The sequence below is a fragment of the Actinomadura sp. WMMB 499 genome (genome assembly GCF_008824145.1).
Taxonomy (GTDB): domain Bacteria; phylum Actinomycetota; class Actinomycetes; order Streptosporangiales; family Streptosporangiaceae; genus Spirillospora.
The window spans coordinates 7,164,081-7,186,459 of the sequence record NZ_CP044407.1 but is presented as its reverse complement, the minus strand read 5'-3'; the positions used below and the strand labels follow the sequence as shown (position 1 = coordinate 7,186,459).

Genomic DNA, 22,379 nt, shown 5'->3' with positions numbered 1-22,379 from the left:
CCGCACCGGGCGTCCGGTGCGGCCCTCAGGCCTCGCCGAGCGGATCGGCGTCTGAAACACGTTCCAGTACACGCAGGGAGCCTTCGACCCGGCGCTCCTCGAACGCGCCGCTGCGCAGCGCCCGCAGGTACACGTGGTACGGCGCCTGCCCGCCGTCCGCGGGGTCCGCGAACACGTCGTGGATCACCAGCGCGCCCCCGACGGCGACGTGCGGCGCCCACCCCTCGTAGTCGCCCTGCGCGTGCTCCTCGGCGTGCCCGCCGTCGATGAACAGCAGCGCCAGCGGCGTCCGCCAGAACGCCGACACGGTGCGCGACTGCCCCACGATCGCCACGACGTGGTCCTCGAGGTCCGCGGCCGCGATCGTCTTGCGGAACGTCGGCAGCGTGTCCATCCGGCCCGTGCGCGGATCGACCAGCGACGGGTCGTGGTGCTCCCACCCCGCCTGGTTCTCCTCCGAGCCGTGATGGTGGTCGACGGTCACCGCGACCGTCCCGGCCGCCCGCGCCGCCGCGCCCAGGTAGACCGCCGACTTCCCGCAGTACGTCCCGACCTCCAGCAGCGGCCCGGCGGCGGCGAGCCGCCCCCCGTACTCCACGGCCGTCTCGTACAGCGCCGCCCCCTCGGGGTCGGGCATGAAGCCCTTGGCCGCGCGCGCCGCGCGCAGCAGCGCCGCGGGCATCTCGGTCGTCCCCGGCCCGGCGGGCACCTCGGTGTGCGTCATTCGCTCTCCTCCGCCGGGCACTTTATCCGACTTGCCCCACCCCATCCTCCCCGCCACGACACCCACCACCGAAGCCCGCAAACGGGTACCCCCACCCGGGCAACCCCACAACGCCACGACACCCGCCGCCGAAGCCCGAGAACGGGTTCCCCCACCCGGACAACACACCAACACCCCACAACGCCACGACGCCCGCCGCCGAAGCCGGGGAACGGGTTCCCCTGCGCGGCGGTCGTCCGGCGCCCCCGGCGCCGGACGACCGCCGCTCGAACTTGCCGAGGCAGACTGGAACGTGTTCTACTTTCCCCGAGCGCACCTCTCCGAACCATGTTCGGTAGGTTGGCGGCCGAGGACGGCCCGGTCCCGCGCGCGTGCCGCGCGCGTCCGCCCGGGCCTTCGCGAACGCTCACCGGGATCCTGCGAACGGAGAAGGCGATGAGAGTACGGGTGGACCCGCTGATCTGCGAGGCCAACGCCGTGTGCGTCGGGCTCGCTCCCGAGGTCTTCGATCTCAGCGACGACGACGAGCTCGAGATCGTAAGGCCGGACGTGCCCGAGGGGGACGCCGACCGCGTGCGGCACGCGGTGCGGTCCTGCCCGAAGGCCGCGCTGACGCTGGAGGAGTGACCCGCGGCCGTCCCCGGTCCGGCGGGGCCGGAGACGGTGCGATCGCACGCTTCGAGCGGCCCTTCGCCGGTGGATTCGGACGGATTTCGCGGGGCGGTTGGTCCCCGTAACACGCGCATGCCATCCTGCTGCGTGTCCGGCGCGAACCACGAGGCGATCATGGAGTTCGGGGTGGCGTACACGGGTGGACCGGGGCGGCGGCGCCCCCGCACGATCCGCGCGCTCGCGGGCGCGGCGATCCTCGCCGTGCCGCTCGGCGCGGTCCCGTCCATCGCGCACGCCGCGCCGCGTCCCGCCCGCATCCACGACGTGCAGGGCGCCGCGCACGTCTCGCCGCTCAAGGGGGCGTCCGTCGCGCGCGTGCCCGGCGTGGTGACCGCCGTGACCGGTACCGGGTTCTGGATGCAGGACCCGAAACCCGACCGGCACGCCGCGACGTCGGAGGGCGTCTTCGTCTTCACCCGCTCCCGCCCGAGCGTCACGCCCGGCGAGTCCGTGCGGGTGGACGGGCGGGTCAGCGAGTTCCGGCCGGGCGGCGCCGACTCCGGGGGCCTCACCCGCACCGAGATCGGCGCGACGAAGATCGCCGTCACCGGGCGCGCGGCCGTCCCGTCCCCCGTCCTGCTGGGGCCGAAGGGGGTCCGGCCGCCGGCGAGCGTCGTCAAGGCCGGGAACGGCGACGTCGAGCGCGGCGGGACGTTCGACCCCCGCCGCAACGGCCTCGACTTCTTCGAGGCGCTGGAGGGCATGCGGGTGCGGCTGCAGGACGCCGTCGCGGTGGGGCCCACCCGCCACGGCGAACTGCCCGTGCTGCCCGCGGGCGGCGCCGGGGTGGGCGGCCGCACCGGACGCGGCGGCATCCTGCAGCGCGACGGCGACGCCAACCCCGAGCGGATCGTCCTGGACGACGCCCTGGCCCCGCTGCCGGCCATGAACGTCGGCGACCGGCTCCCCGGCGACAGCGGAGGCGTCGTCGACTACTCGCTCGGCCACTTCAAGGTGCTTCCGTCCACCACGCCGCGCCGCACCGCCGGAGGGCTGCCCCGCGAGGCGACCCGCCCGCAGCGTCCCGGCGAGATCGCGATCGCCACCGTCGGGCTCGGCGGCCTCAGCCCGAACACGCCCCGCGAACGGTTCCGCGCCGTCGCCGACGACATCGTCACGGGCCTCGCGTCCCCCGACCTCATCGCGGTCGACGGCCTGCAGGACAACAGCGGCCGCGCCGACAACGGGACGGTCGCCGCCGACCAGACCGTCGCCGAGCTGATCACCGCGATCAGCGCCGCGGGCGGCCCGGCCTACGAGTGGCGCTCGGTCGAGCCGCGGGACAACGCCGACGGCGGCGACAAGGGGAGCAACCCGCGCGTCGGGTTCCTGTTCCGCACCGACCGCGGTCTCGCGTTCGTGGACCGTCCCGCCCAGACCGGAACGCTCCCGGACGAACCGGCCGCGGAGGAGCCGGACCCCGCGGTGACGGCCGTCCGCGCGGTCGCCCAGGACGGGACGGCCGGGCTCTCCCGCAGCCCCGGCCGCATCGCGCCCGGCCACACCGTGTGGGCGGGCACGCGCAAGCCGCTCGCCGGCGAGGTCACCTGGCAGGGCGAGCGGATCATCGTCGTGGCCGGCGAGTGGTACCCGGGCACCGCCGACGACGATCCGCTGTTCGGCCGGCACCAGCCGCCCGAGCAGCCCACCCGCTGGCGCCGCGACGCCCAGGCGAAGGTGGTCGCCGGGTTCGTCGAGTCGGTGCGGAAGGTCGACCGGGACGCCAACGTCGTCGTCGCGGGCCGCCTCAACGATACCCCGGAGTCCCTGCCGGTGCAGGCGCTGGCGCAGACCGGCCTCGCCGACCTCCCGGCGAAGCTGCCGCCCGCCGACCGCTACACCGCCGTCACCCAGGGCAACGCCCAGGCTCTCGACCACATCATGCTGAGCGGGTCGCTGGAGAAGCGCGGGCACGAGTTCGACATCGTGCACCGCAGCGCCGAGTTCGCCGACCGGCCGGGCGAGCACGACCCCACGATCGTCCGCATCGACCTCACCGGCCGGGACGCGCCGCGGAAGCCGGCGACGAAGCCCGCGCACTGAATCGGGACACGCCAGAAAGTCGTTTTCGGACATCCCTGTCGATGTCCGAAGTTATTCTCGCACCGGCCGGGGCACCGGTGGATCGTCAGATTCCTCCGGGAGGAGACGACCCCCCATGGCTTATCGCACGCGCCGGACCCACATCGGGCTCGTCGGCATCATCTACATCGTCATCGGCCTGTTCGTGGCCTGGGACCGCGGCTACATCACGGTCGACCTGCTCGGCAAGCTGCTGAGCGCGGTCCTCGCGGTCATCCTGTGGTTCCTGGTCCTGCTCGGCGTCGACCTGACGATCGACACATGACGGTCGTCGCCGGGTCCCCCGCACGGACACATGCACCTTGCCGTCCCGGCCATAGACCCCAAAGCAGACAAAGGTTATGTTCCGGACATGACTCAAAAGGGCTGCAGTTGCGGACACGGCGGCGGATGCTCATGCCCGAAGGGCTGCTCCTGCGGCTGTAACGGGTAGCCGTCGGCGCGGCGGGTCGTCGCGCCGCCCTCCGGCGGGCGGCGCGACGACCCGCCCCGTCCCGGCGCCACCACCCGGTTATCCGGCCGCCGCCGCCGAGCGTCCGAGCACGTCCGCCCGCCACAGCAGCGGGGTCACCGCCATGCCGTCGTCGCTCTCGCCGGTGCCGAGCACGCCGCCGCCGACCGGTGCCAGCGCGGTGAGCCTGCGGTCGGCCGGGCCGTCCAGACCGGGCACCGGCACCCGGCGCCACTCCGTCCCGTCCGCGGACGCGAACACGGCACCGTCCTGGCCGCCGGTGACGCCCGCGACGACGAAGCCGCCCGACGTCGCGGTCACCGCCGTGGGCGACACCTCGCCGATGCCGCGCGGCGCCCACGTCGCGCCGCCGTCCGACGACACCAGCGGCGGAACGCCCGGGCCGACCGCGACGACCGCGCCGCCGGCCGCCGCGACACCGGTCAGGGGCCCGTCCAGGCCGGGCGGCAGCGGCACCGCCCGCCACGCCGCACCGTCCGCGGACGTCCACACCGCCGGCGCCTTCGCCCGCCCGCCGACCGCCGCGTACCCGTTCGCGGTCGCCGTCACGTCGGCCGGGTCACCGTCGATACGGGCGCCCCGCCACTCCCCGAGGTCGGACGAACGCCACGCGGCGCCCGTCCCGACCGCGACGTACCCGGCCGGTCCCGCGGCGACCGCCGCCGGGCGCCCGGGAGGCGCCGCGGCCCGCCGCCACGTCACGCCGTCGGACGACCGCAGCGCCAGCGGCTCCTCGCCCGCGCGGCCCACGGCCAGCCAGCCGTGCCCGCCGTGCGCGACGTCCGACAGCCCGCCCCGGACCGCCGGGACCTTTGCGCGGGCCCACGCGGCGCCGTCCGGCGAACTCCAGACGGCCGCGTCGCCGTTGCCCGCCCCGACCGCCACGACCCGGCCGTCCACCGCCCCCAGCGCGCCGATCGCCCGCCGCTCCCGCACCGCGCCCGGCACCTTCGCGAGATCGACGCCGAACAGGTACGCGTCGTCGCCGGTCCTCCCGGCGAGCGCGAGCCGCCCGCCGTCCGCGACCGTCAGCCCCGCGACCTGCGCGCCCCCGACCGTCCCGGCGGCCTTCCACCCGCGCCCGTCCGCGCTCCGCACGATCGTCCGCCGCTTCCCCCGCACCACCGCGACGAGCCCCGCGGGCGAGCCGCCGAACGACTCGACGCCCCGGTGCCCCGCGACGCCGATCTTCCCGATGGCGCTCCAGCGCGCCCCGTCCGTCGAACCGAACACGATCGCGAGCCGCTTCTTCCCGTCCTTCGCGTCCCGCACGGTGAAGAAGCCGCCCGGCCCCGCGACCAGCCCCTTCGTAGCCCCATAGGACCCGTGCGACTGCCGCACATGGACGGCCTTCCACGTGCGCCCGCCGTCCGCCGAGCGCCACAGGCCCTGCGCGGCGACCGTCCGCTCGACCTTCCGGCGGCCCTTCCGCTCCGTGACCTTCTTCGGGTACGTGCCCTGCGTCACCAGCACGTTCCCGGACGCCGCCGCCCCGTACAGCCCGCTGACGCCGCGGATGCCGTCCAGCCGCTGCCACACGCGCCCGTCCGCCGAACTCCACACCACGGCCCGGCCGCCGGCCGCGCCCACGGCCACGAACCCCGCCGCCGTCCGCACCAGGTCGTTCACCTCGTCGGACGGGCGGAACGCGGTGCCGAGCGCGCGCCGCGTCCACGCCCGTCCGTCCGGGCTCGTCCACGCGACGCGGGTGCCGTCGGCCGCCAGGCCCAGCGCCGCCCAGCGCCCGGCACCGCCCGCCACCAGCCGCGGGCGGTCCCCGCGCGCCGGCACCGTCCCGGCCTCCGTCCGCGCCGTGCCCGCCGACCACCCGCGTCCGCCGTCCGACGACACCAGGAACTCCGCCCGGCCGCCGTCCTCGTTCCCCACCGCGACGACCGTCCCGCCCGCGGTCTCGACCGCCGCGAGCTCCTGCGCGAACCCGTCGTCCGTCGCGGCGGGATCGAGCGCGAACCGCCCCGCCGCCTCGACGGGCCCCGGGACCGACGGCCGCGCGGGCCCGTCCTGCCCGCGTCCCGCGACGACCACCGCACCGCCCGCGACCAGCGCGATCCCCGCCGCGGCGGCCACCCCGGCGAGCGCCCGCCGCACCGTCCGCGGCGGCGCCGGTGGGGGCGCGGACCGCGCGGGCGCGCTCGTCCCCGCCGCCTCGCCGGTCGTCGCGGGCTCCGGTTCCGCGGGCACGGCCTCGACGGCCGGTTCCGCGGGCACGGCCTCGACGGCCGGTGGTGCGTCGCCCTTCGTCCGCTTGGCCGCCATCGCGACGACCCCCGGACCGGCGGGTGTCGCCGGCTTCCTGGACGCCTTCCGCGCCCCGGCGGCCGCCGACCGACCGGACTCGCCCGTGCTCTTCTCCGGCTCCCCGGCGGGCCCGTCCGCCTTCCCGGCCGTCCTCCCCGAAGTCGCGCCGGTGCCTGATGCGGGAGCAGAAGCCCCCTTCGCCTCGATCTCCGCAGAAGGCGCAACACCGGACGACTCCGAAGGCTCGGCAACACCCCCCGATCCCGCCGCCGGGTTCGCACCGGCCCCCGAAGCAGAAGTCTCCTTCGCCTCGGCATTCGAGGAAGGAACGGCGCCCGGCGCCGCCGTGCGATCCGCCCGGAAAGCACCCTCCGGACCCGCCGCCCCCAGGTCCGCACCGGTACCCGATCCAGCCTCGGCCTCCGGAGAGGGCGCGGCGCCCGACGTGGCCGTGGGGTCCGGTCCGGAAGCGTGCTCTGGCCCCGCCTTCCCCGCGTCCACGTCCGGGTCCGGCCCGTCCGCAGGGTCGGGCGCGGGAGCGGTCTCCGATGGGCGGGGGCCGCTCTTCGTGCCTCGCTCGGACCGCTCGTCGGATGCGGGGGCGTGGCGCCACGGGATCCCGGCGGCGCGCCAGGCCGCGAGGGCGCGCTGCCACGGGGACAGGGACGCCGGAAGGTCGGCGGTCACACCGAACGTCAGGCGGCGCCGGACCTCGCGGGAGTCGGCCGGGTCGTCGGAGCGTGCCTCGTCCCGCTGCGGGCTCCTCGCCGTCACACGCGCTCCTTTTCGGGCCATTGGTGATGGCACACCATCAAACCGCGTCACATGGCGGTCTGTTCGGACATTGAGGTGAACGACGGCCGATCGGGCCGCGTGAGGGTTCTATCACCTTTCGCGGGCGACAGCCGAAATGTGCTGATGGGTCGGCCCGAATGGCCCTGCCGAGCGCGCCGAGCCGAGCGTCCGAACGCGACCTGCCTCGCGGCAGCCCTGTGCACACGGGGTTCGGAACCGTTGGCAGGAGGCTTTTCATGAGTGTCGGCGCACACCCCGAGTGCCCATGCCGGCGCACCGACACAGCCCGCTCAGATTCGAACACGCACCGCGCATTCGTGCAGGCCCTTATAACCCGCGCCGGACGACCTGGCGAAGGCCACCCGCCGGACACAAAGCCCGCGGTACCACCGGAACCATCCGATCGGCCGAGTGCTCGCGCGTTCCCTTCCCCACAGCACCACCCCACCAGGCCGGACCGACTTCGCAACGGCCACCCGGCGGCCCGGACGGGAGCCGCCGGGACCGCCCGGAGGACGGAGTGACCGCGCGTTCCCTTCGCCACAGCGCCGCCCACCAGGCCGGACGACGTCGCAACGGCCACCCGGCGGCCGCGCGAGCGGCGACACCGCCGGGGGCGGTCAGACGGCGGAGTATTCGCGCGTCCCCTTCGCCTCGATGTGCCCCTTGTAGGCGAGTCCCTGGACGCGGACGACCGGCGCGCCGGCCGGAGCGTCGTGCGCGTCCAGGCTGACGCCCGTCCCGGCGGTCTCCACGCGGACGCCCGCGGGCACGACGATCTCGACCGTGGACTTGTACGCCACGACGCGGAGGGTCGTGACCGTCTCGGTGAGCTCGGCGATCCGGAGGTCGAGCAGCATCCGGCCCTTGTAGACGACGGACGTGAACGTGTCGGGGACGCGCCAGCGGCCGCCGCGGGCGATCGTGTCCTTGTAGGCGACCTGGAGGCGGCCCGACGGGGATCCGGGGGCGGGCCGGGGGCCGGGGAGGTCGGCCGACACGCGGCCGAGATCGTCGTGGGTGCGCGCGGCGAGGGTCAGGTCGATGCGCTCGTCCAGTTCCGGTTCGCTGAGCCGGCCTTCGGCGTAGGCGGTGTGGAGCCGGACGAGCACCTCGTCGCGGTCGCGGTCGGAGGCGCGGAGGGGCTGGTGCTCGACGCTCATCGCATCTCTCCTTCGAGAGGCAAGACGAGATGTATCTTAACCCGGACGGCCCCCGCCATCGAGACATATCGCCAAATCCGGCCACCCCGCCGCGTGATCACGCCGATCGGACGTCCGCCGCGCTAGTTTTCGGACATGCACGGAGGGGGGACGCTCGGCCGCGCGCACGGCCCGTACACGCTGTACGACCTGGACTCGCTGCCCGAGGACGGACGGCGCCACGAGCTGGCCGACGGCTGGTTGAGCGAGCTGCCCGGGGACGTGTGGCACGACCACGCCGCCGGACGGCTGAAGGAGATCCTCAAGGACGCCGCACGGCAGGCGGACGCCGACGTCCATGTGGCGGGGGCGCCGCAGGACGTGACGACCCGCGCGGGCATCCGCCGGCCGGACGTGTTCGCCGTCGCGCGGGACGTCGCGCGGCTCGCCCTCGAGCGCCGGACCCGCACGTACTACGGGCCGGACCTGATCTTCGTCGCCGAGGTCGTGACGCCGCGCACCGGCAACGAGCGGACGGACCGGGTCCTGAAGGTCGAGGAGTACGCGGCGACGGGGATCCCGCACTACTGGCTCGTCGATCTGGAGCCGCGGCCCACGCTGACGCTGATGGAGCTCGCGGACGGCCGGTACGAGATCGTCCGGCGGGTCCGGTCCGGGGAGACGGTCGAGGTCGAGCGGCCGTTCCCGATCGCGTTCGATCCGGGGCGGCTCTCGGAAATGGAATGATCGTCGAGGCGTAGGCGGAAACGAGGGGACGATGAGCGAGACGATGCGGGCCGTCCGGCAGGACGTGACGGGCGGGCCCGAGGTGCTGCGGATGGTGGAGGTCGACCGGCCGGTGCCGGGCCCCACGGAAGTGCTGGTCAGGGTGCACGCGGCCGGGCTCAACCCGACCGACTGGAAGCACCGGGCCGGGAAGGGGTTCCTCGGCGATCCGCCGTTCACGCTGGGCTGGGACGTCTCGGGCGTCGTCGAGGCGGTCGGTGTGGGGGTGACGATCCACAAGCCGGGCGACGAGGTGTTCGGCATGCTGCGGTACCCGTTCGGGGTCGGCTCGCACGCCGACTACGTGACGGCGCCGTCGCGCACGTTCGTCCGCAAACCGGAGCACATCGACCACGTGCAGGCGGGCGCGCTGCCGCTGGCGGCGCTGACGGCGTGGCAGTCGCTGGTGGACACGGCCGGGGTCCGGGAGGGACGGCGCGTGCTGGTGCACGCGGCGGCCGGCGGGGTCGGGCATCTGGCCGTGCAGATCGCCAAGGCGCGGGGCGCGGAGGTCCTCGGGACGGCGAGCGCGGGCAAGCACGGTTTCCTGCGGCGGATCGGTGTGGACGAGCCGATCGACTACACGTCGGCCGATTTCACCGACGTCGCGAAGGGCGTCGACGTGGTCCTCGATCCGATCGGCGGCGAGTACGGTCCCCGGTCGCTGCGCACGCTGCGTCCGGGCGGTGTCCTGGTTTCGCTGCTGCGCGACGCCGAGGCGGGGTTCGCGGACGCGGCGGAGGAGGCCGGGGTGCGCTGGGAGCGACTCCTGGTCGAGCCCGACCACCACGCCATGCGGCAGATCGCCGCGCTGGCGGAGGCCGGGAGGCTGCAGGCGGAGATCGATTCGGTGTTCCCGCTGGAGGAGGCGGCGCGCGCGCACGAGCGGGGCGAGACGGGGCACGTGACCGGCAAGATCGTCCTGACGATGTCTTCTTGAGGAGGTCGGCCGACGTCATGCTTCTCCTGACCACACTGGACGGCTGGCGCGCCCAGCCCGGGCCACGGTTCGTCCTGTCCGAGGCGGGGGGTGTGTGGGCGCCGGACGGCGAACCGGACGTGCTCGCCGTCGCCGACGACGCGTTCCCGGACGGCCAGGTCCTCGCGGTCACGCTCGACCCGGCGCCCGGTGTCCGCCCGCCGCAGGCCGTGATCGACCGGACGACCGCGGCGCGCGTCCGGTACCTGCGGCGCGGCCCCGACGGGCGGCATTCGGCGCTGCTGGACCGCCCGGCGACCGCCGGGGCGCTCGACCTGCTCCCCCACCCGGAGGGCGGCTGGTACCGGGAGACGTGGCGGTCGGACGTCCGGTTCGTCCCGGACGGCTATCCCGGCGAGCGGGCGAGCGCGACCGGCATCTACTTCCTGCTGCCGCCGGGCGAGGAGTCGATGTGGCACGTGGTGCGGTCCGCCGAGGTGTGGCTGTGGCACCGCGGCGGACCGCTGCACCTGCTGCTCGGCGGGGACGGCGCGCGCCCCGGCGACGCCGAGACGATCGTCGTCGGCGCGGACGTCGCCGCCGGGCAGGCGCCGCAGGCCGTGGTCCCGCCCGGGACGTGGCAGGCGGCGCGGCCCGCCGGGCCGGAGGAGGTCCTCGTCAGCTGCGTGGTCTCCCCCGGCTTCGACTTCGCCGACTTCCGCGCCTAGTCCTTCGCGAACGCGCTGTCGAACGACGCCGTCGGAAGCTCCATCGCGTTGAGGGCCCGGACGAACTGGAGCGCCTCGGGCGCGCCCTGCAGCCGGTCCATCCCCGCGTCCTCCCACTCGATCGAGATCGGGCCGCCGTAGCCGATCGAGTTCAGGGCGCGGAACACGTCCTCCCACGGGACGTCGCCGCGCCCGGTGGAGATGAAGTCCCAGCCGCGCCGCAGGTCCCCCCACGGCAGGTGCGAGGAGAGCCGGCCGCGGCGCCCGTCGCCGGTGCGGACCTTCGTGTCCTTGCAGTCGACGTGGTAGATCCGGTCGCGGAAGTCGAACAGGAAGCCGACGGCGTCGAGTTCCTGCCAGACGAAGTGGGACGGGTCGAAGTTGAGGCCGAACGCGGGACGGTGGCCGATCGCCTCGAGCGTCCGGACGGTCGACCAGTAGTCGTAGGCGATCTCGCTCGGGTGCACCTCGTGCGCGAACCGGACGCCGACCTCGTCGAACACGTCCAGGATCGGGTTCCAGCGGTCGGCGAAGTCGGCGTAGCCGCGCTCGACCATCGCGTCGGGGGTGGGCGGGAACATCGCGACGGTGTGCCAGATGGACGAGCCGGTGAACCCGATGACCGTGTCGACGCCCAGTTTCGCGGCGGCCCGCGCGGTGTCCTTGATCTCCTCGGCGGCCCGCGTCCGGACGCCCTCGGCCGCGCCGTCGCCCCAGATGCGCTCCGGGAGGATCGCCTGGTGCCGTTCGTCCGGGATGTCGCAGACGGCCTGCCCGACGAGATGGTTCGAGATCGCCCAGACCTTCAGGTCGTGCTTCGCGAGCGTCTCGAGCTTGCGGGGGACGTAGGAGTCGTCGGCGAGGGCCTTGTCGACCTCGAAGTGGTCGCCCCAGCAGGCGATCTCCAGGCCCTCGTAGCCCCAGCCGGACGCGAGCCGGCAGACCTCCTCGAACGGCAGGTCCGCCCACTGGCCGGTGAAGAGGGTGATGGGTCGTGCCATGTCACGCGTTCCCTTCGACGGTGGATCCGGGGGTGGGTTCGACGGGGGTCCAGCCGCCGCCCCCGGCGGCACTGCGCTCGACGGCCGCCAGCACGCGCTGCACCCGCAGGCCGTCGGCGAACGACGGACGGGGGTCGGTGCCGCCCGCGATGGCGGTGAGCAGGTCGGCCATCTGGTGGGTGAAGGTGTGCTCGTAGCCGAGCAGGTGACCGGGCGGCCACCACCGTCCGGCGTACGGGTGGACGTCCTCGGTGACGACGATCCGGCGGAACCCGGCGGTCGCCGCGTCCTCCGTCGCGTCGTACAGCCACAGTTCGTTCAGCGACTCCAGGTCGAACGACAGCGCGCCCGCCGAGCCGCTCACCTCGAACCGCAGCGAGTTCTTGCGCCCGGACGCGACCCGCGTCGCCTCGAACGTCGCGAGCGCGCCGCCGCCGGTGCGGGCGAGGAACAGCGCGGCGTCGTCCACGGTCACCGGCGCGGTGCCGCCGCCGGGCAGCGGGCGCTCGTGGGTGAAGGTCTCGGTCAGCGCGGTGACCCCGGCCAGCGCGTGCCCGGTGACGAACTGGACGGTGTCGATGATGTGCGCGCCGATGTCGCCGAGCGCGCCCGACCCCGCCCTGTCACGGTCCAGCCGCCAGGTGTGCGGGGACTCCGGGTCGCTCAGCCAGTCCTGCAGGTACTGCGCCCGGATCTGCCGGACGGTCCCGATGCGGCCCTCGGCGACCAGCCGGCGCGCGAGGGTGACCGCCGGGACGCGCCGGTAGTTGAACCCCACCATCGAGCGGACGCCGCGCTCCCGCGCCCGCTCGGCCGCGGCGACCATCGCCTCGGCCTCGGCGACGGTGTTGGCGAGCGGCTTCTCGCACAGCACGTGCTTGCCCGCGTCGAGCGCGGCGACCGCGATCTCGGCGTGGCTGTCGCCCGGCGTGCAGACGTCGACGAGCTGGACGTCGTCGCGGCGCAGCAGCTCCTTCCAGTCGGTCTCCGCGGACGCCCAGCCGAGCGCGCGGGCCGCGGCGGCGGTGCGTCCGGCGTCGCGCCCGGCGAGGGCGGTCATCACGGGGGTCAGCGGCGGGTCGAAGAACGGCCCGACGCTGCGCCACGCCTGGGAGTGGGCGCGCCCCATGAACGCATGCCCGACCATCCCGATTCCGACGGTCGTCAATTCAGGCTCACCTCTCTGTGTCTCCCGGGACGCGCCCGCCGGGTCTCGGCGGGCGCGTCCCGGGACGGGCTCGGGCCGCGCCTCAGGACTCGAAGCCGAGCGGCATGTACGTGTCGACGTTCGCCTTGGTGATCGTCTCGGACGCGAGCGTGACCGACTGCGGGACCTGCAGCTCCACGAGGTCGGCCATCCCCTTGCCCTGTGCGATCAACCGCGCGAGCTTGACCGCCGAACCGGCCATCGTCGGCGGGTAGGTGACGGTCGCCTCCAGCACCCCGCCCTTCTGGATCTCCCGCATGGCGTTGGCCGAACCGGCGCCGCCGACCATGAAGAACTCGTCCCGTCCGGACTGCGTGATCGCGGCGAGGACGCCGACGCCCTGGTCGTCGTCGTGGTTCCACAGCGCGTCGATCTTCTTGTGCGCCGACAGCAGGTTGCTGGTGACCTCGTTGCCGGACTCCACGGTGAACTCCGCGGCCTGCTGGTCGGTGACCTCGAACCCGTAGGTCTTCAGCGTGTCGGCGAACCCCTTGCTGCGCTCCTGGGTGAGCGGCAGCGTCGCGATGCCCTGCACTTCGACGATCACCGGGTTCGACGTGCCCGCGTCCTTCAGCTTCTTGCCGATGTAGTGGCCCGCGGAGACGCCCATGCCGTAGTTGTCGCCGCCGAGCCACGTCCGGTAGGAGAGCTTGTCGGGGAAGACGCGGTCCAGGTTGATCACCGGGATGCCGGCGTCCATCGCCTTGCGCGCGACCTGGTTCAGCTGCTCGCCGTCGTTCGGCAGGATGACCAGCGCGTTCACCTTCGCCTGGATCAGCGACTCGACGGCGGAGATCTGCTGGTTGATGTCGTTGGTCGGCTCGACCGGCTTCCAGTTCACGTCGGTGTACTTCTTCGCCTGCGCCTCGGCGTCCTTGGCGATCGCCGCCATCCAGCCGTGGTCGGCGGCCGGGGCGGAGAAGCCGATCGTGACCTTCTTGCCGGGCTTGTCGTTGTCGCCGGCCAGCGTGCCGCCCCGCGCGGCGGTGCCGCCGTCGTCCGGTTCGGCGTTGCTGGTGCAGGCCGCGGCGAGCGAGCCGGCGGCGACGACGGCGCCGCCGAACAGGACGCCTCTGCGGCTGGGACGGGAGGGGCTCTGATCGCGCATGTCGTGCTCCTGATCGGGGGGTGGGGGGTGGCGCGGGATCGTGGCGGGGGGGTCAGGTGGGCGAGCGGAGCGCCCGGCGCTGCAGCAGCACGGCGATCACGATGATCGCGCCCTTCGCGATCAGCTGGTCGCTGGTCTGCAGGCCGTTGAGGATGAACAGGTTCGTGATGAGCGTGAACACCAGCACGCCGAGGATCGACCCGATGACGGTGCCGCGCCCGCCGGTCAGCAGCGTCCCGCCGATGATCACGGCGGCGATGGCGTCCAGCTCGTACAGGTCGCCGTGCGTGCTGGACCCGGTCGTCGTCCGGGCCATGATGATGATCGCCGCGACGCCGCAGCAGAACCCGGACAGCGCGTACAGCAGCAGCGTGTGGCGGCGGACGTCGATGCCGGCCAGCCGCGCCGCCTCCGGGTTGCCGCCGACGGCGAACGTCCGGCGGCCGAACGTGGTCCGGTTGAGCAGCACCCAGCCGGCGGCGCCGACGGCCAGGAAGATGTAGACGACCAGCGGCAGCCCCAGCACCTTCGTGGTGGACAGCTCCACGATCGCGGTGTTCTCCGGCTGCTGCACCAGCTGGGTCTTGCGGTCCGACAGCCGCTGCGCCAGCCCGCGCGCCGCGACGAGCATCGCCAGCGTCGCGATGAACGGCACCAGCCGTCCGTAGGAGATCAGCAGCCCGCTGACGACGCCCGCGCCCGTCCCGACGAGGATCGCGCACAGCGCCATGATCCAGGGGCCGTAGGACTGGGTGGCGACGGTCGTCGCCCACACCGACGCGAGCGCCATCACCGACCCGACCGACAGGTCGATGCCGCCGCCGATGATCACGAACGTCTGGCCGACGGTGATCACGCCGATGGTGGCGGCCAGGACGAGGATGCCGACGGTGTTCCCGGTGGTCAGGAAGTTGTCCGGCTGGGTGATCGCACCGACCGCGCAGAGCAGCAGCAGTGCCACGACGAGCCCGAGGTGCCGGGTGTCGTCGAACGGCGGCCGCCGCCACCACGGGGCCGGCCCCCGCACGGCCTCGGTCTTGACCGGCGCGTCGCCGAGCCGGTCCACGCCCGTGTCGTTCACAGCGCGCTTCCTTCCATGATCATGTTGAGTACGGCGGCCTCGTCGAGGTCGCGGGCGTCGCCGGTGTGCACGACCCGTCCCTCCCGGACGACCAGGACCCGGTCGGCCAGCCCGAGCACCTCGGGCACCTCGCTGGACACCAGCAGCACCGCGATGCCGCGCCCGGCCAGCTCCCGGATCACCGCGTACAGCTCCGAGCGCGCGCCGACGTCGACGCCGCGGGTGGGCTCGTCCAGGATCAGCAGCCGCAGGTCGTCGGAGTCCAGCAGCCAGCGGGCCAGCACGACCTTCTGCTGGTTGCCTCCCGAGAGCGTCACGACGGGACGGTCCGGGTCGGGCGGGCGGATGTCGAGCGACGCGATCTGGCGACGCACGTCGTCCTGCTCGCGCCGCCGGTCGAACCACCCGAACCTCGAGTACCGGCCCAGGCCCGCGACGGTCACGTTCGCGGCGACCGTCTGGTTCGGCAGCAGCGCCTGGCTCTTGCGCTCCTCCGGCGCCATGCCCATGCCGCGCCGCACGGCCGCGCCGGTGTCGCCCGGCCGCACGCGGCGCCCGTCCACCAGCACCCGGCCGCGCGCGGGACGCCGCGCGCCGTAGATCGTCTCGAGGATCTCCGAGCGGCCCGCCCCGACGAGCCCCGCGAGCCCGACGATCTCCCCGGCCCGCACGGTCAGCGACACGTCCGCGAACGCCCCGGGGACCGCCAGGTCCTCGACGCGCAGCACCTCCGGGCCCTCGGACGCCGCCGGACGCTCGGGGAACACGTACTCCACGTCGCGTCCGGTCATCAGCGACACGACCTTGTCGGTCGACGTCGTCTTCGCCGGGAGCCCGTTCGCGACCGACCGTCCGTCCTTCAGCACGGTCACCCGGTCGCCGATCTCGCGGATCTCCTCCAGCCGGTGCGAGATGTACACCACCGCGACGCCCGCGGCCGTCAGCTCGCGGATGATCCGGAACAGGTTGCCGACCTCGTCGTGGGCGAGCGCCGCCGACGGCTCGTCCATCACAATCAGCTTCGCCTCGTGCGACAGGGCCCGCGCCATGCTGACGACCTGCTTGCCCGCCGCCGGGAGCCGGCCGGCCTCCCGCCGCGGCGGGATCTCGCCGTGCCCGAGCCGGCCGAGCAGCTCGCGCGCCGCCCCCTCGGCGTCGCCGCGCCGGGTGAACCCGAACGACGCCTTCTCGTGGCCGAGGAAGATGTTGTCGGCCACCGACAGGCCGTCCACCAGGTCCAGTTCCTGGTAGATGGTGGCGATTCCGGCCCGCATGGCGGCGGTCGGCCCGGCCAGCCGCACCGTCTCGCCGGCGAGGACGATCTCGCCCTCGTCCGGCTGGTGCGCGCCCGCGAGCACCTTGATCAACGTGGATTTGCCGGCGCCGTTCTGCCCGAGCAGGCAGTGCACCTCGCCGGGGAGGACGTCGAGGTCGACGCCGTCCAGGGCGCGGACGCCGGGGAACTGCTTGACGATGCCGCGCATCCGCAGCAGAGGTTCGCCCATCGGGACTCCTAGGCGGTGGAGAAGACGTGGTCGCTGATGAGCCGCGCGCCGCCGACCACGCCGGCGGCACCGGCGAGCTCGGACAGCACGATGGGCAGGTTGCCGGTGGCGAGCGGTGCCGACCGGCGGTAGACGACGCCGCGGATCTCGGCCAGCAGCGTGTGGCCGAGCCCCGCGACGCCGCCCGCGATGATCACGAGTCCGGGGTTGAAGAAGCTCACGAGGCCGGCGAGGACCTGGCCGACGTGCCGCCCGCCCTCCCGGATGATCCGCACCGCCGCGGGATCCCCCGCCGCCGCGGCGGCCGACACGTGCTCGCCGGTCAGCTCGCCGTGCGCCTCCAGCAGTTCCGCCAGATGCACGGACTCGCCGGACGTCGCCGCCGCCGTGGCGTCCCGGGCCAGCGCCGCGCCGCCGAAGTAGGCCTCCAGGCACCCGGTGTTGCCGCACGCGCACACGGGCCCGTCGTCGTCGACCCGGATATGGCCGATGTCTCCGGCACTGCCCGACACGCCCCGGTAGATCGCCTTGTCCACGACGATGCCGCAGCCGATGCCCGTCCCGATCTTGACGAGCAGGAAGTCGTCCACCGACCGCGCCACCCCGGACGTCAGCTCGCCGAGCGCCATGAGGTTCACGTCGTTGTCCACGAGCACCGGGCAGCCCAGCTCCTGGCCGATGGCGTCCCGCACCGGGAACCGGTCCCAGCCCGGCATGATCGGCGGCACGACCGGCATGCCGTCGCGGAAGCTGACCGGTCCCGGGACGCCTATGCCCGTCCCGTGCACCTGGTCGATCAGGCCCTCGTCCCGGAGCTTGCCCAGCAGGTCGAGCGCCCGCTCCAGGACGACCGTCGCGCCCTGCCGCACGTCGCACGGCTCGTTGACGTGCCCGAGCAGCTCCAGCTCTCCGTCGGTCACCGCGACGTCGATCGAGGTCGCGCCGATGTCGAACGCGACGAACCGCAGCCGCGGCGACAGCCGCACGATGCCCGACCGCCGCCCGCCCCGCGACGCCGCCAGCCCCGCCCCCTCGACGAGGCCCAGCTCGACGAGCCGGTCCAGCTCGACCGCGAGCTTCGACCGCGAGAGCTTGACGACGTCCCCCAGCTCCGCGCGGGACCGCGGCCCCTCGTCGCGCAGCAGCCGCAGCAGTCGTGCCTGATGCACGTTCTGCGGACGAGCCGTCATGCGCATTGTCCCTCCGGGTCCACGACGCACCGGACTCCACGGACCCGGCCCCGAGCGGGCCGGCCGCGCCGGTCGTGCCGAGAACGTAACCGGCTTTCGCCGCGTTGAGAAGACCTTTTCGTGAGATCGTCCGGACTTTTTCCACTCAGAGGACAAAGATGCTCGGACGGCGCCGCGCGAGCGATCCGCGGACCGGCGAGAACCCGACCGGCGCACGCCGGCCGGATCAGGTCACGGGGCTGGGCGCCAGACGATCACCGGACCTGCTTTCGCCTGCAACGTCCCGGGGCAGGAGAAGTCGGAACGCGCGCACGACGACGGCGGCCTCGGTGCAGGGCCCGTCAGGGCCCGGAGCCGAGGCCGCCGTCGTCGGTCGTCGCCGCGGGGCGCGCGGGCCCCGCGGCGCCGTCAGTACGTGACCGCGCGCTGCGAGCTCATGGTTCGCATGATGTGCTCGACGAGGGTGATGAGGACGCGCTTGGCGTCCTCGCGGTCCCGGACGTCGCAGGAGATCACCGGCACGTTCGAGCCGAGGTCCAGGGCGTCGCGGATCTGCTCGGGCGAGTGGTGCCCCGTACCGTCGAACCGGTTGACCCCGATGATGAACGGGACGCCGCGCCGTTCGAAGTAGTCCACGGACGCGAAGCAGTCGGCCAGCCGGCGGGTATCGACGAGCACGACCGCGCCGAGGGCGCCCTTGGCGAGTTCGTCCCACATGAACCAGAAGCGGTCCTGGCCGGGGGTTCCGAACACGAAGAGCACCAGGCCGTTCGGCAGCGTGATGCGGCCGAAGTCCATCGCGACGGTCGTCGTCGTCTTGGCGGCGACGGCACTGGTGTCGTCGATGCCGATGCTCTTCTCGGTGAGGGCCTCCTCGGTGCGCAGCGGCCGGATCTCGCTGACCGCGCTCACCAGGGTGGTCTTGCCGACGCCGAAGCCGCCGGCGACCAGGATCTTCACGGTCAGCGCGGAGTCGCCCGCCGAGGCGACCGCGTCAGAGCGCACGGATTCCATCGATCACTTCCTTGAGTACGCGCTCGCTGGGGAACTGCGCCACCGGCGCGGGGCGTCGAACCTCGATCAGCGAGTGGTCGAGCAGGTCGCCGAGCAGGACCCGGACGACTCCGAGGGGAAGTTCCAGATCCGACGCTATCTCGACAACCGACAACGGGGTGCGGCAAAGCTCCAAGATCATGTCATGTTCCGGCTCCGGCGCCCACCCGGACGCGTCGCCGCGGCCGTCCTCCGGGCGGGGCACGGCGACGATGAGGGCGACCATGTCGAACTGGTCGGCGTCGTCGTGGTCCGTCCGTCCGCCGGTGAGCGCGTACGGACGGACGACGGGCCCGGCGGCGTCGTCGTACCAGGCCGCCCCCTCCGAACGCTCCATGTCAGCCGCCGCCCGGTTCGGCCGCGGCGACGCGGGGGTCGGCGGACAGGTGCTGGCCCACGCGGGTCACCAGCATCGCCATCTCGTAGGCGATGATCCCGAGGTCGGCGTCGGCGTCGGCGAGCACCGCCAGGCAGGCTCCGCGCCCGGCGGCGGTGACGAACAGGAAGGACGACTCCATCTCCACGATCGTCTGCCGGACCGGGCCGCCGCCGAACGACTCGCCGGCGCCGCGGGCGAGGCTCTGGAAGCTCGCCGCCACGGCCGACAGGTGGTCGGACTCCTCGCGGGCGAGCCCGCGCGACGCGGCCATCCGCAGTCCGTCGCTCGACAGCACCACCGCGTTCTGGACGGGTGCGACGCGGTCGACGAGGCTGTCGAGCAGCCAGTTCAGGTCACCGCCGGCGCCGCCAGCGGGCTCCGCGCCGGAGTGCTGGGCATCTGTCATGGGGTGTCGTCCTCCTGGTCGCCTCGGTTCTGCGGGGTCTGTTCGTCGGCCGCCGATTCGTCCCGTCCGCGCTGCCAGCCCTGCTGCATGGCCGACATCATCGACCGCAGCGTCTCGGGCGAGCGCCCCTCGGGCGGGTCCTGGGCCGCGTCCTGCGGGACGGGCGCCGCCAGCGGCGCCGCGGGTTCCGGCTCGTCCGGACGGACGGGCGGTGCGCCGGGCGGTGCGTCCGGCGGTCCGGCGTGCCGGCCCACGGACGGCACGGACCACGCGGGCGCCTGGGACGGCGGCGGGGCCGGCTCGGGAGGCGTCCGGCCCTCGGCGGCCAGGTGGGCGTCGACCCGCTCCTTGAGCTGCGGCGCCAGGTGCGTCTGCCGCCTGCGCTTGGGCAGCTCGCCCTCCTTCAGCGGCGGCTCGGGTTCCGGCTCGGGCACCGGGCGCGGCGGCTCGGGCAGCGGCTCGGGCCTTGCCTCGGGCGCGGGTTCCGGCGCGGGTTCGGGCACGGCCTCCGGCCGGACGGGCTCCGCCTCGGCGACGAGCCGGACGACGCCGCCCGTCTCCTCCCCCGCGTGCGCCCCCGCCGCCGGCGCCGCGGCCGGCTGCAGCGCGGGCATCGGCCCGCTGATCCGGCGCTGGGACGGCTCCTGCTCGGCGGGTTCCACCAGCAGCGCGCCGGGGATCAGCGCGATCGCGGTCGTCCCCCCGTACGGGGACGGGCGCAGCGTGACGCGGACGTCGTGCCGTGCGGCGAGCCGCGCCACGACGAACAGGCCGAGCTGGGCGCTGTCGGTGGGGTCGAACTCGGGCGGGTCGGCCAGCCGGGCGTTCGCGGCGCGCAGCGCCTCCTCGGTCATGCCGAGCCCGCGGTCCTCGACCTCGATCGCGAACCCGTTGGGGACCGGGTGGCCGCTGACCCGCACCGGCGACTGGGGCGGCGAGAACGTGGTGGCGTTCTCCACCACCTCGGCCAGGAGGTGGACGACGTCGGCGACGGCCGAGCCGAGCAGCGACACCCGCGGCAGCGGCTGCACGCGGACCCGCGGGTAGTCCTCGACCTCGGCGACCGCGCCGCGCACGACGTCCACCAGCGGGACGGGACGGCGCCAGCCGCGGCCCGCGGTCTTGCCGGCGAGGATCACCAGGCCCTCGGCGTGCCGCCGCATGCGGGTGGCGAGGTGGTCGAGCCGGAACAGGTCCGACAGCTCGGCCGGGTCCTCGGTGCGGCGCTCCATGGTGTCGAGCAGGCTGAGCTGCCGGTGCAGCAGCGCCTGGTTGCGGCGCGCGAGGTTCACGAAGACCTCGCTGATGCCGCGGCGGGCCGCGATCTCGCCCTCGGCGGCGATGATCACGGCCTCGTGGGCGCGGTCGAAGGACTCGGCGATCTGCCGGACCTCGTTGATGCGGAAGTCCTCGTCGCGGAGCGTGCGGGCCTCGGCCGGGCGTCCGGCGCGGATCCGTTCGGCGAGTCCCGGCAGCCGCCGCTGCGTGAACTCGACGACGGCGTCGGCGAGCGTCCGGCACTCGCGCACCAGCCGCCGCGAGACGCGGGCGGCGACGAACACCGACAGGGCCACCGCGAGCAGCCCGAGCCCGGCGGCGACGCCGAGCCGGACGAACACGTCCATGGCGATGCCGCGGGCCCGTCCGGTGAGGCTCTCCAGGGCGCTGTTCTCGAGCTCGAACAGTCCGGCGTTGGCGGCGTCGGCGGCGGCGCGCCACTCGGCGGGATCGACGAGCGGCGCGGCGGCCCGCCCGGCGGTCCCGGCCGCGTTCCCGGACGGGCGGGACGGCGCGGGCGCGCCGTGGACGACGCGGTCCTCCAGCGCGCGCAGGCGGCGGAACGCGTCCGACGCGGCGAACTTCTCGTACTCCTCGCGTCCCGCGGCCGGGAGGTTCTTGACGTTGTCGGCGTACAGGTACCGCTGCGCCCCGACGAGCTGCGCGAACTCGCCGCGCTCGGCGGCGCTGAGCCGTCCGTCGGCGAGCCCGGCGGCCAGCAGCGCGTCCTCGCGGGCGAGGAACTCGCGGGCGCGGCCCATCAGCACGAGCGTCTGCGCGTCGGCGGTGATCTCGCCGTTGCCGGGCGTCGTGGCGGTGTAGACGGCGAACCCCGCGTCGATCAGGGAGGTGTAGTGCCGCAGGACGGCGGCGCGGTCGTCGGTCGCCCGGTCGACGCCCGCGCGGATCGCGTCCAGCGACCGCAGCCCGCTCACCAGCGTGTCCCACCGGGAGACGACCTGGGGCAGGAGGTCCTCGCGCAGCCCGTCGTCCCGGGCGCCCGAGCGCACGTACGCGGCGGCCCGGTCGGTGGCGAGCCGCTGGTCGTGCAGCTCCGGCCCGCCCGCGCCGATCGCGGTCATCGACAGCCGCCGCTCCTTCTGCAGCGCGTCGATGAGCTGCTGCGTCGGCTGCACGGCCTTCTCCTGGAACGCCCGCGCCTGCAGGAGCTGGTTGGCGTCGCCGTAGGTGATGGCGGTCAGGAACGCCCAGAGCGAGGCGACGGCCAGCATCGGCGCGAGGACCAGCAGCGTGATCCGCGACCGGATGGAGGAGAAACGCGAGCCCGTCACAGTCGGCCGCCCCTGCTGACGGGGACGGGTCTCGGCACTCGGGGGTGGAACATGCGGGGGGAAACCTCCCGATGCGTCGTGTACGGGGGTCTGCGGAGCCTACTACGTCACGGGTTCGGGGTGATCGGCGACCGAGCGTCATCGCGGCCGTGCGGCCGCGCCGGCGGCGAGCCCGCTGAGGGTCTCGTGATGGTAACGGGACCGGCGATTTCGGCCATCTCCCGGTACTACGCCTCTGTCTCCCCCGCCTCACGACCGGGTCACAGATACCGCCTCATCAGGCCGGGACGCCGACAGTTG

The 22,379-nt window shown here is 74.2% G+C and carries 19 protein-coding genes; 6 read left to right on the top strand and 13 right to left on the bottom strand.

Going from position 1 to position 22,379, the window contains the following annotated elements:
- Window positions 1-25 precede the first annotated feature (25 nt).
- Entirely contained in the window at window positions 26-724 is a 699-nt protein-coding gene (locus F7P10_RS32405; RefSeq protein WP_151015263.1) for a class I SAM-dependent methyltransferase, read from the bottom strand.
- Window positions 725-1,159: 435 nt separating this feature from the next.
- On the opposite strand from F7P10_RS32405, the gene F7P10_RS32400 reads away from it, so the two are divergent.
- The 3 genes from F7P10_RS32400 (at window position 1,160) to F7P10_RS32390 (ending at window position 3,743) form a co-directional block, all read left to right on the top strand.
- Entirely contained in the window at window positions 1,160-1,351 is a 192-nt protein-coding gene (locus tag F7P10_RS32400) for a ferredoxin (protein WP_151015261.1), read from the top strand.
- 132 nt (window positions 1,352-1,483) lie between these two features.
- Window positions 1,484-3,439, top strand: a complete 1,956-nt coding sequence (locus tag F7P10_RS32395; RefSeq protein WP_254716143.1) for an endonuclease/exonuclease/phosphatase — start codon at window positions 1,484-1,486, stop codon at window positions 3,437-3,439.
- 115 nt (window positions 3,440-3,554) lie between these two features.
- Window positions 3,555-3,743: a hypothetical protein gene (locus F7P10_RS32390; protein WP_151015259.1), complete on the top strand. Its 189-nt coding sequence runs from the start codon at window positions 3,555-3,557 to the stop codon at window positions 3,741-3,743.
- A gap of 246 nt (window positions 3,744-3,989) precedes the next feature.
- On the opposite strand, the gene F7P10_RS32385 is transcribed toward F7P10_RS32390, so the two are convergent.
- Together F7P10_RS32385 and F7P10_RS32380 are read right to left on the bottom strand one after the other, a co-directional pair.
- Entirely contained in the window at window positions 3,990-6,227 is a 2,238-nt protein-coding gene (locus F7P10_RS32385) for a hypothetical protein (protein WP_151015257.1), read from the bottom strand.
- A 1,397-nt stretch (window positions 6,228-7,624) separates the two neighbouring features.
- A complete protein-coding gene (locus tag F7P10_RS32380) occupies window positions 7,625-8,167 on the bottom strand; it encodes a DUF1707 domain-containing protein (RefSeq protein WP_151015255.1) in 543 nt (180 codons plus the stop codon).
- 135 nt (window positions 8,168-8,302) lie between these two features.
- On the opposite strand from F7P10_RS32380, the gene F7P10_RS32375 reads away from it, so the two are divergent.
- From F7P10_RS32375 to F7P10_RS32365, 3 genes are read left to right on the top strand one after another with little or no spacing between them, the layout of a single operon-like run.
- Entirely contained in the window at window positions 8,303-8,893 is a 591-nt protein-coding gene (locus F7P10_RS32375) for a Uma2 family endonuclease (RefSeq protein WP_151015253.1), read from the top strand.
- A gap of 31 nt (window positions 8,894-8,924) precedes the next feature.
- Window positions 8,925-9,872: an NADP-dependent oxidoreductase gene (locus F7P10_RS32370; protein WP_151015251.1), complete on the top strand. Its 948-nt coding sequence runs from the start codon at window positions 8,925-8,927 to the stop codon at window positions 9,870-9,872.
- A 17-nt stretch (window positions 9,873-9,889) separates the two neighbouring features.
- Window positions 9,890-10,579, top strand: a complete 690-nt coding sequence (locus F7P10_RS32365; RefSeq protein ID WP_151015249.1) for a cupin domain-containing protein — start codon at window positions 9,890-9,892, stop codon at window positions 10,577-10,579.
- Here the strand turns inward: F7P10_RS32365 and F7P10_RS32360 are convergent.
- The 10 genes from F7P10_RS32360 to F7P10_RS32315 all read right to left on the bottom strand — a co-directional run bounded on the left by F7P10_RS32360 (window position 10,576) and on the right by F7P10_RS32315 (window position 22,079).
- Window positions 10,576-11,580 carry a sugar phosphate isomerase/epimerase gene (locus F7P10_RS32360; RefSeq protein ID WP_151015247.1) on the bottom strand — a complete coding sequence of 335 codons (1,005 nt, stop codon included), beginning with the start codon at window positions 11,578-11,580 and terminating at the stop codon, window positions 10,576-10,578. The genes F7P10_RS32365 and F7P10_RS32360 overlap by 4 nt on opposite strands.
- 1 nt (window position 11,581) lies before the next feature.
- Entirely contained in the window at window positions 11,582-12,748 is a 1,167-nt protein-coding gene (locus tag F7P10_RS32355; protein WP_254716142.1) for a Gfo/Idh/MocA family protein, read from the bottom strand.
- 82 nt (window positions 12,749-12,830) lie between these two features.
- Entirely contained in the window at window positions 12,831-13,895 is a 1,065-nt protein-coding gene (locus F7P10_RS32350) for an ABC transporter substrate-binding protein (RefSeq protein ID WP_151015245.1), read from the bottom strand.
- A 52-nt stretch (window positions 13,896-13,947) separates the two neighbouring features.
- Complete coding sequence (locus F7P10_RS32345) at window positions 13,948-14,976, bottom strand: ABC transporter permease (protein ID WP_254716141.1); 1,029 nt, start codon at window positions 14,974-14,976, stop codon at window positions 13,948-13,950.
- On the bottom strand, window positions 14,973-16,481 hold the full coding sequence (locus F7P10_RS32340; protein WP_151015243.1) for a sugar ABC transporter ATP-binding protein: 1,509 nt from the start codon (window positions 16,479-16,481) through the stop codon (window positions 14,973-14,975). Before F7P10_RS32340 ends, F7P10_RS32345 begins: the two co-directional genes overlap by 4 nt.
- A gap of 8 nt (window positions 16,482-16,489) precedes the next feature.
- Window positions 16,490-17,671, bottom strand: a complete 1,182-nt coding sequence (locus F7P10_RS32335; protein WP_254716140.1) for an ROK family transcriptional regulator — start codon at window positions 17,669-17,671, stop codon at window positions 16,490-16,492.
- A gap of 408 nt (window positions 17,672-18,079) precedes the next feature.
- On the bottom strand, window positions 18,080-18,685 hold the full coding sequence (locus F7P10_RS32330; protein ID WP_151015239.1) for an ATP/GTP-binding protein: 606 nt from the start codon (window positions 18,683-18,685) through the stop codon (window positions 18,080-18,082).
- Window positions 18,666-19,061, bottom strand: a complete 396-nt coding sequence (locus F7P10_RS32325) for a DUF742 domain-containing protein (RefSeq protein ID WP_151015237.1) — start codon at window positions 19,059-19,061, stop codon at window positions 18,666-18,668. Before F7P10_RS32325 ends, F7P10_RS32330 begins: the two co-directional genes overlap by 20 nt.
- Before the next feature lies 1 nt (window position 19,062).
- Complete coding sequence (locus F7P10_RS32320; RefSeq protein WP_151015236.1) at window positions 19,063-19,509, bottom strand: roadblock/LC7 domain-containing protein; 447 nt, start codon at window positions 19,507-19,509, stop codon at window positions 19,063-19,065.
- Complete coding sequence (locus tag F7P10_RS32315) at window positions 19,506-22,079, bottom strand: nitrate- and nitrite sensing domain-containing protein (RefSeq protein WP_254716139.1); 2,574 nt, start codon at window positions 22,077-22,079, stop codon at window positions 19,506-19,508. Before F7P10_RS32315 ends, F7P10_RS32320 begins: the two co-directional genes overlap by 4 nt.
- Window positions 22,080-22,379 lie beyond the last annotated feature (300 nt).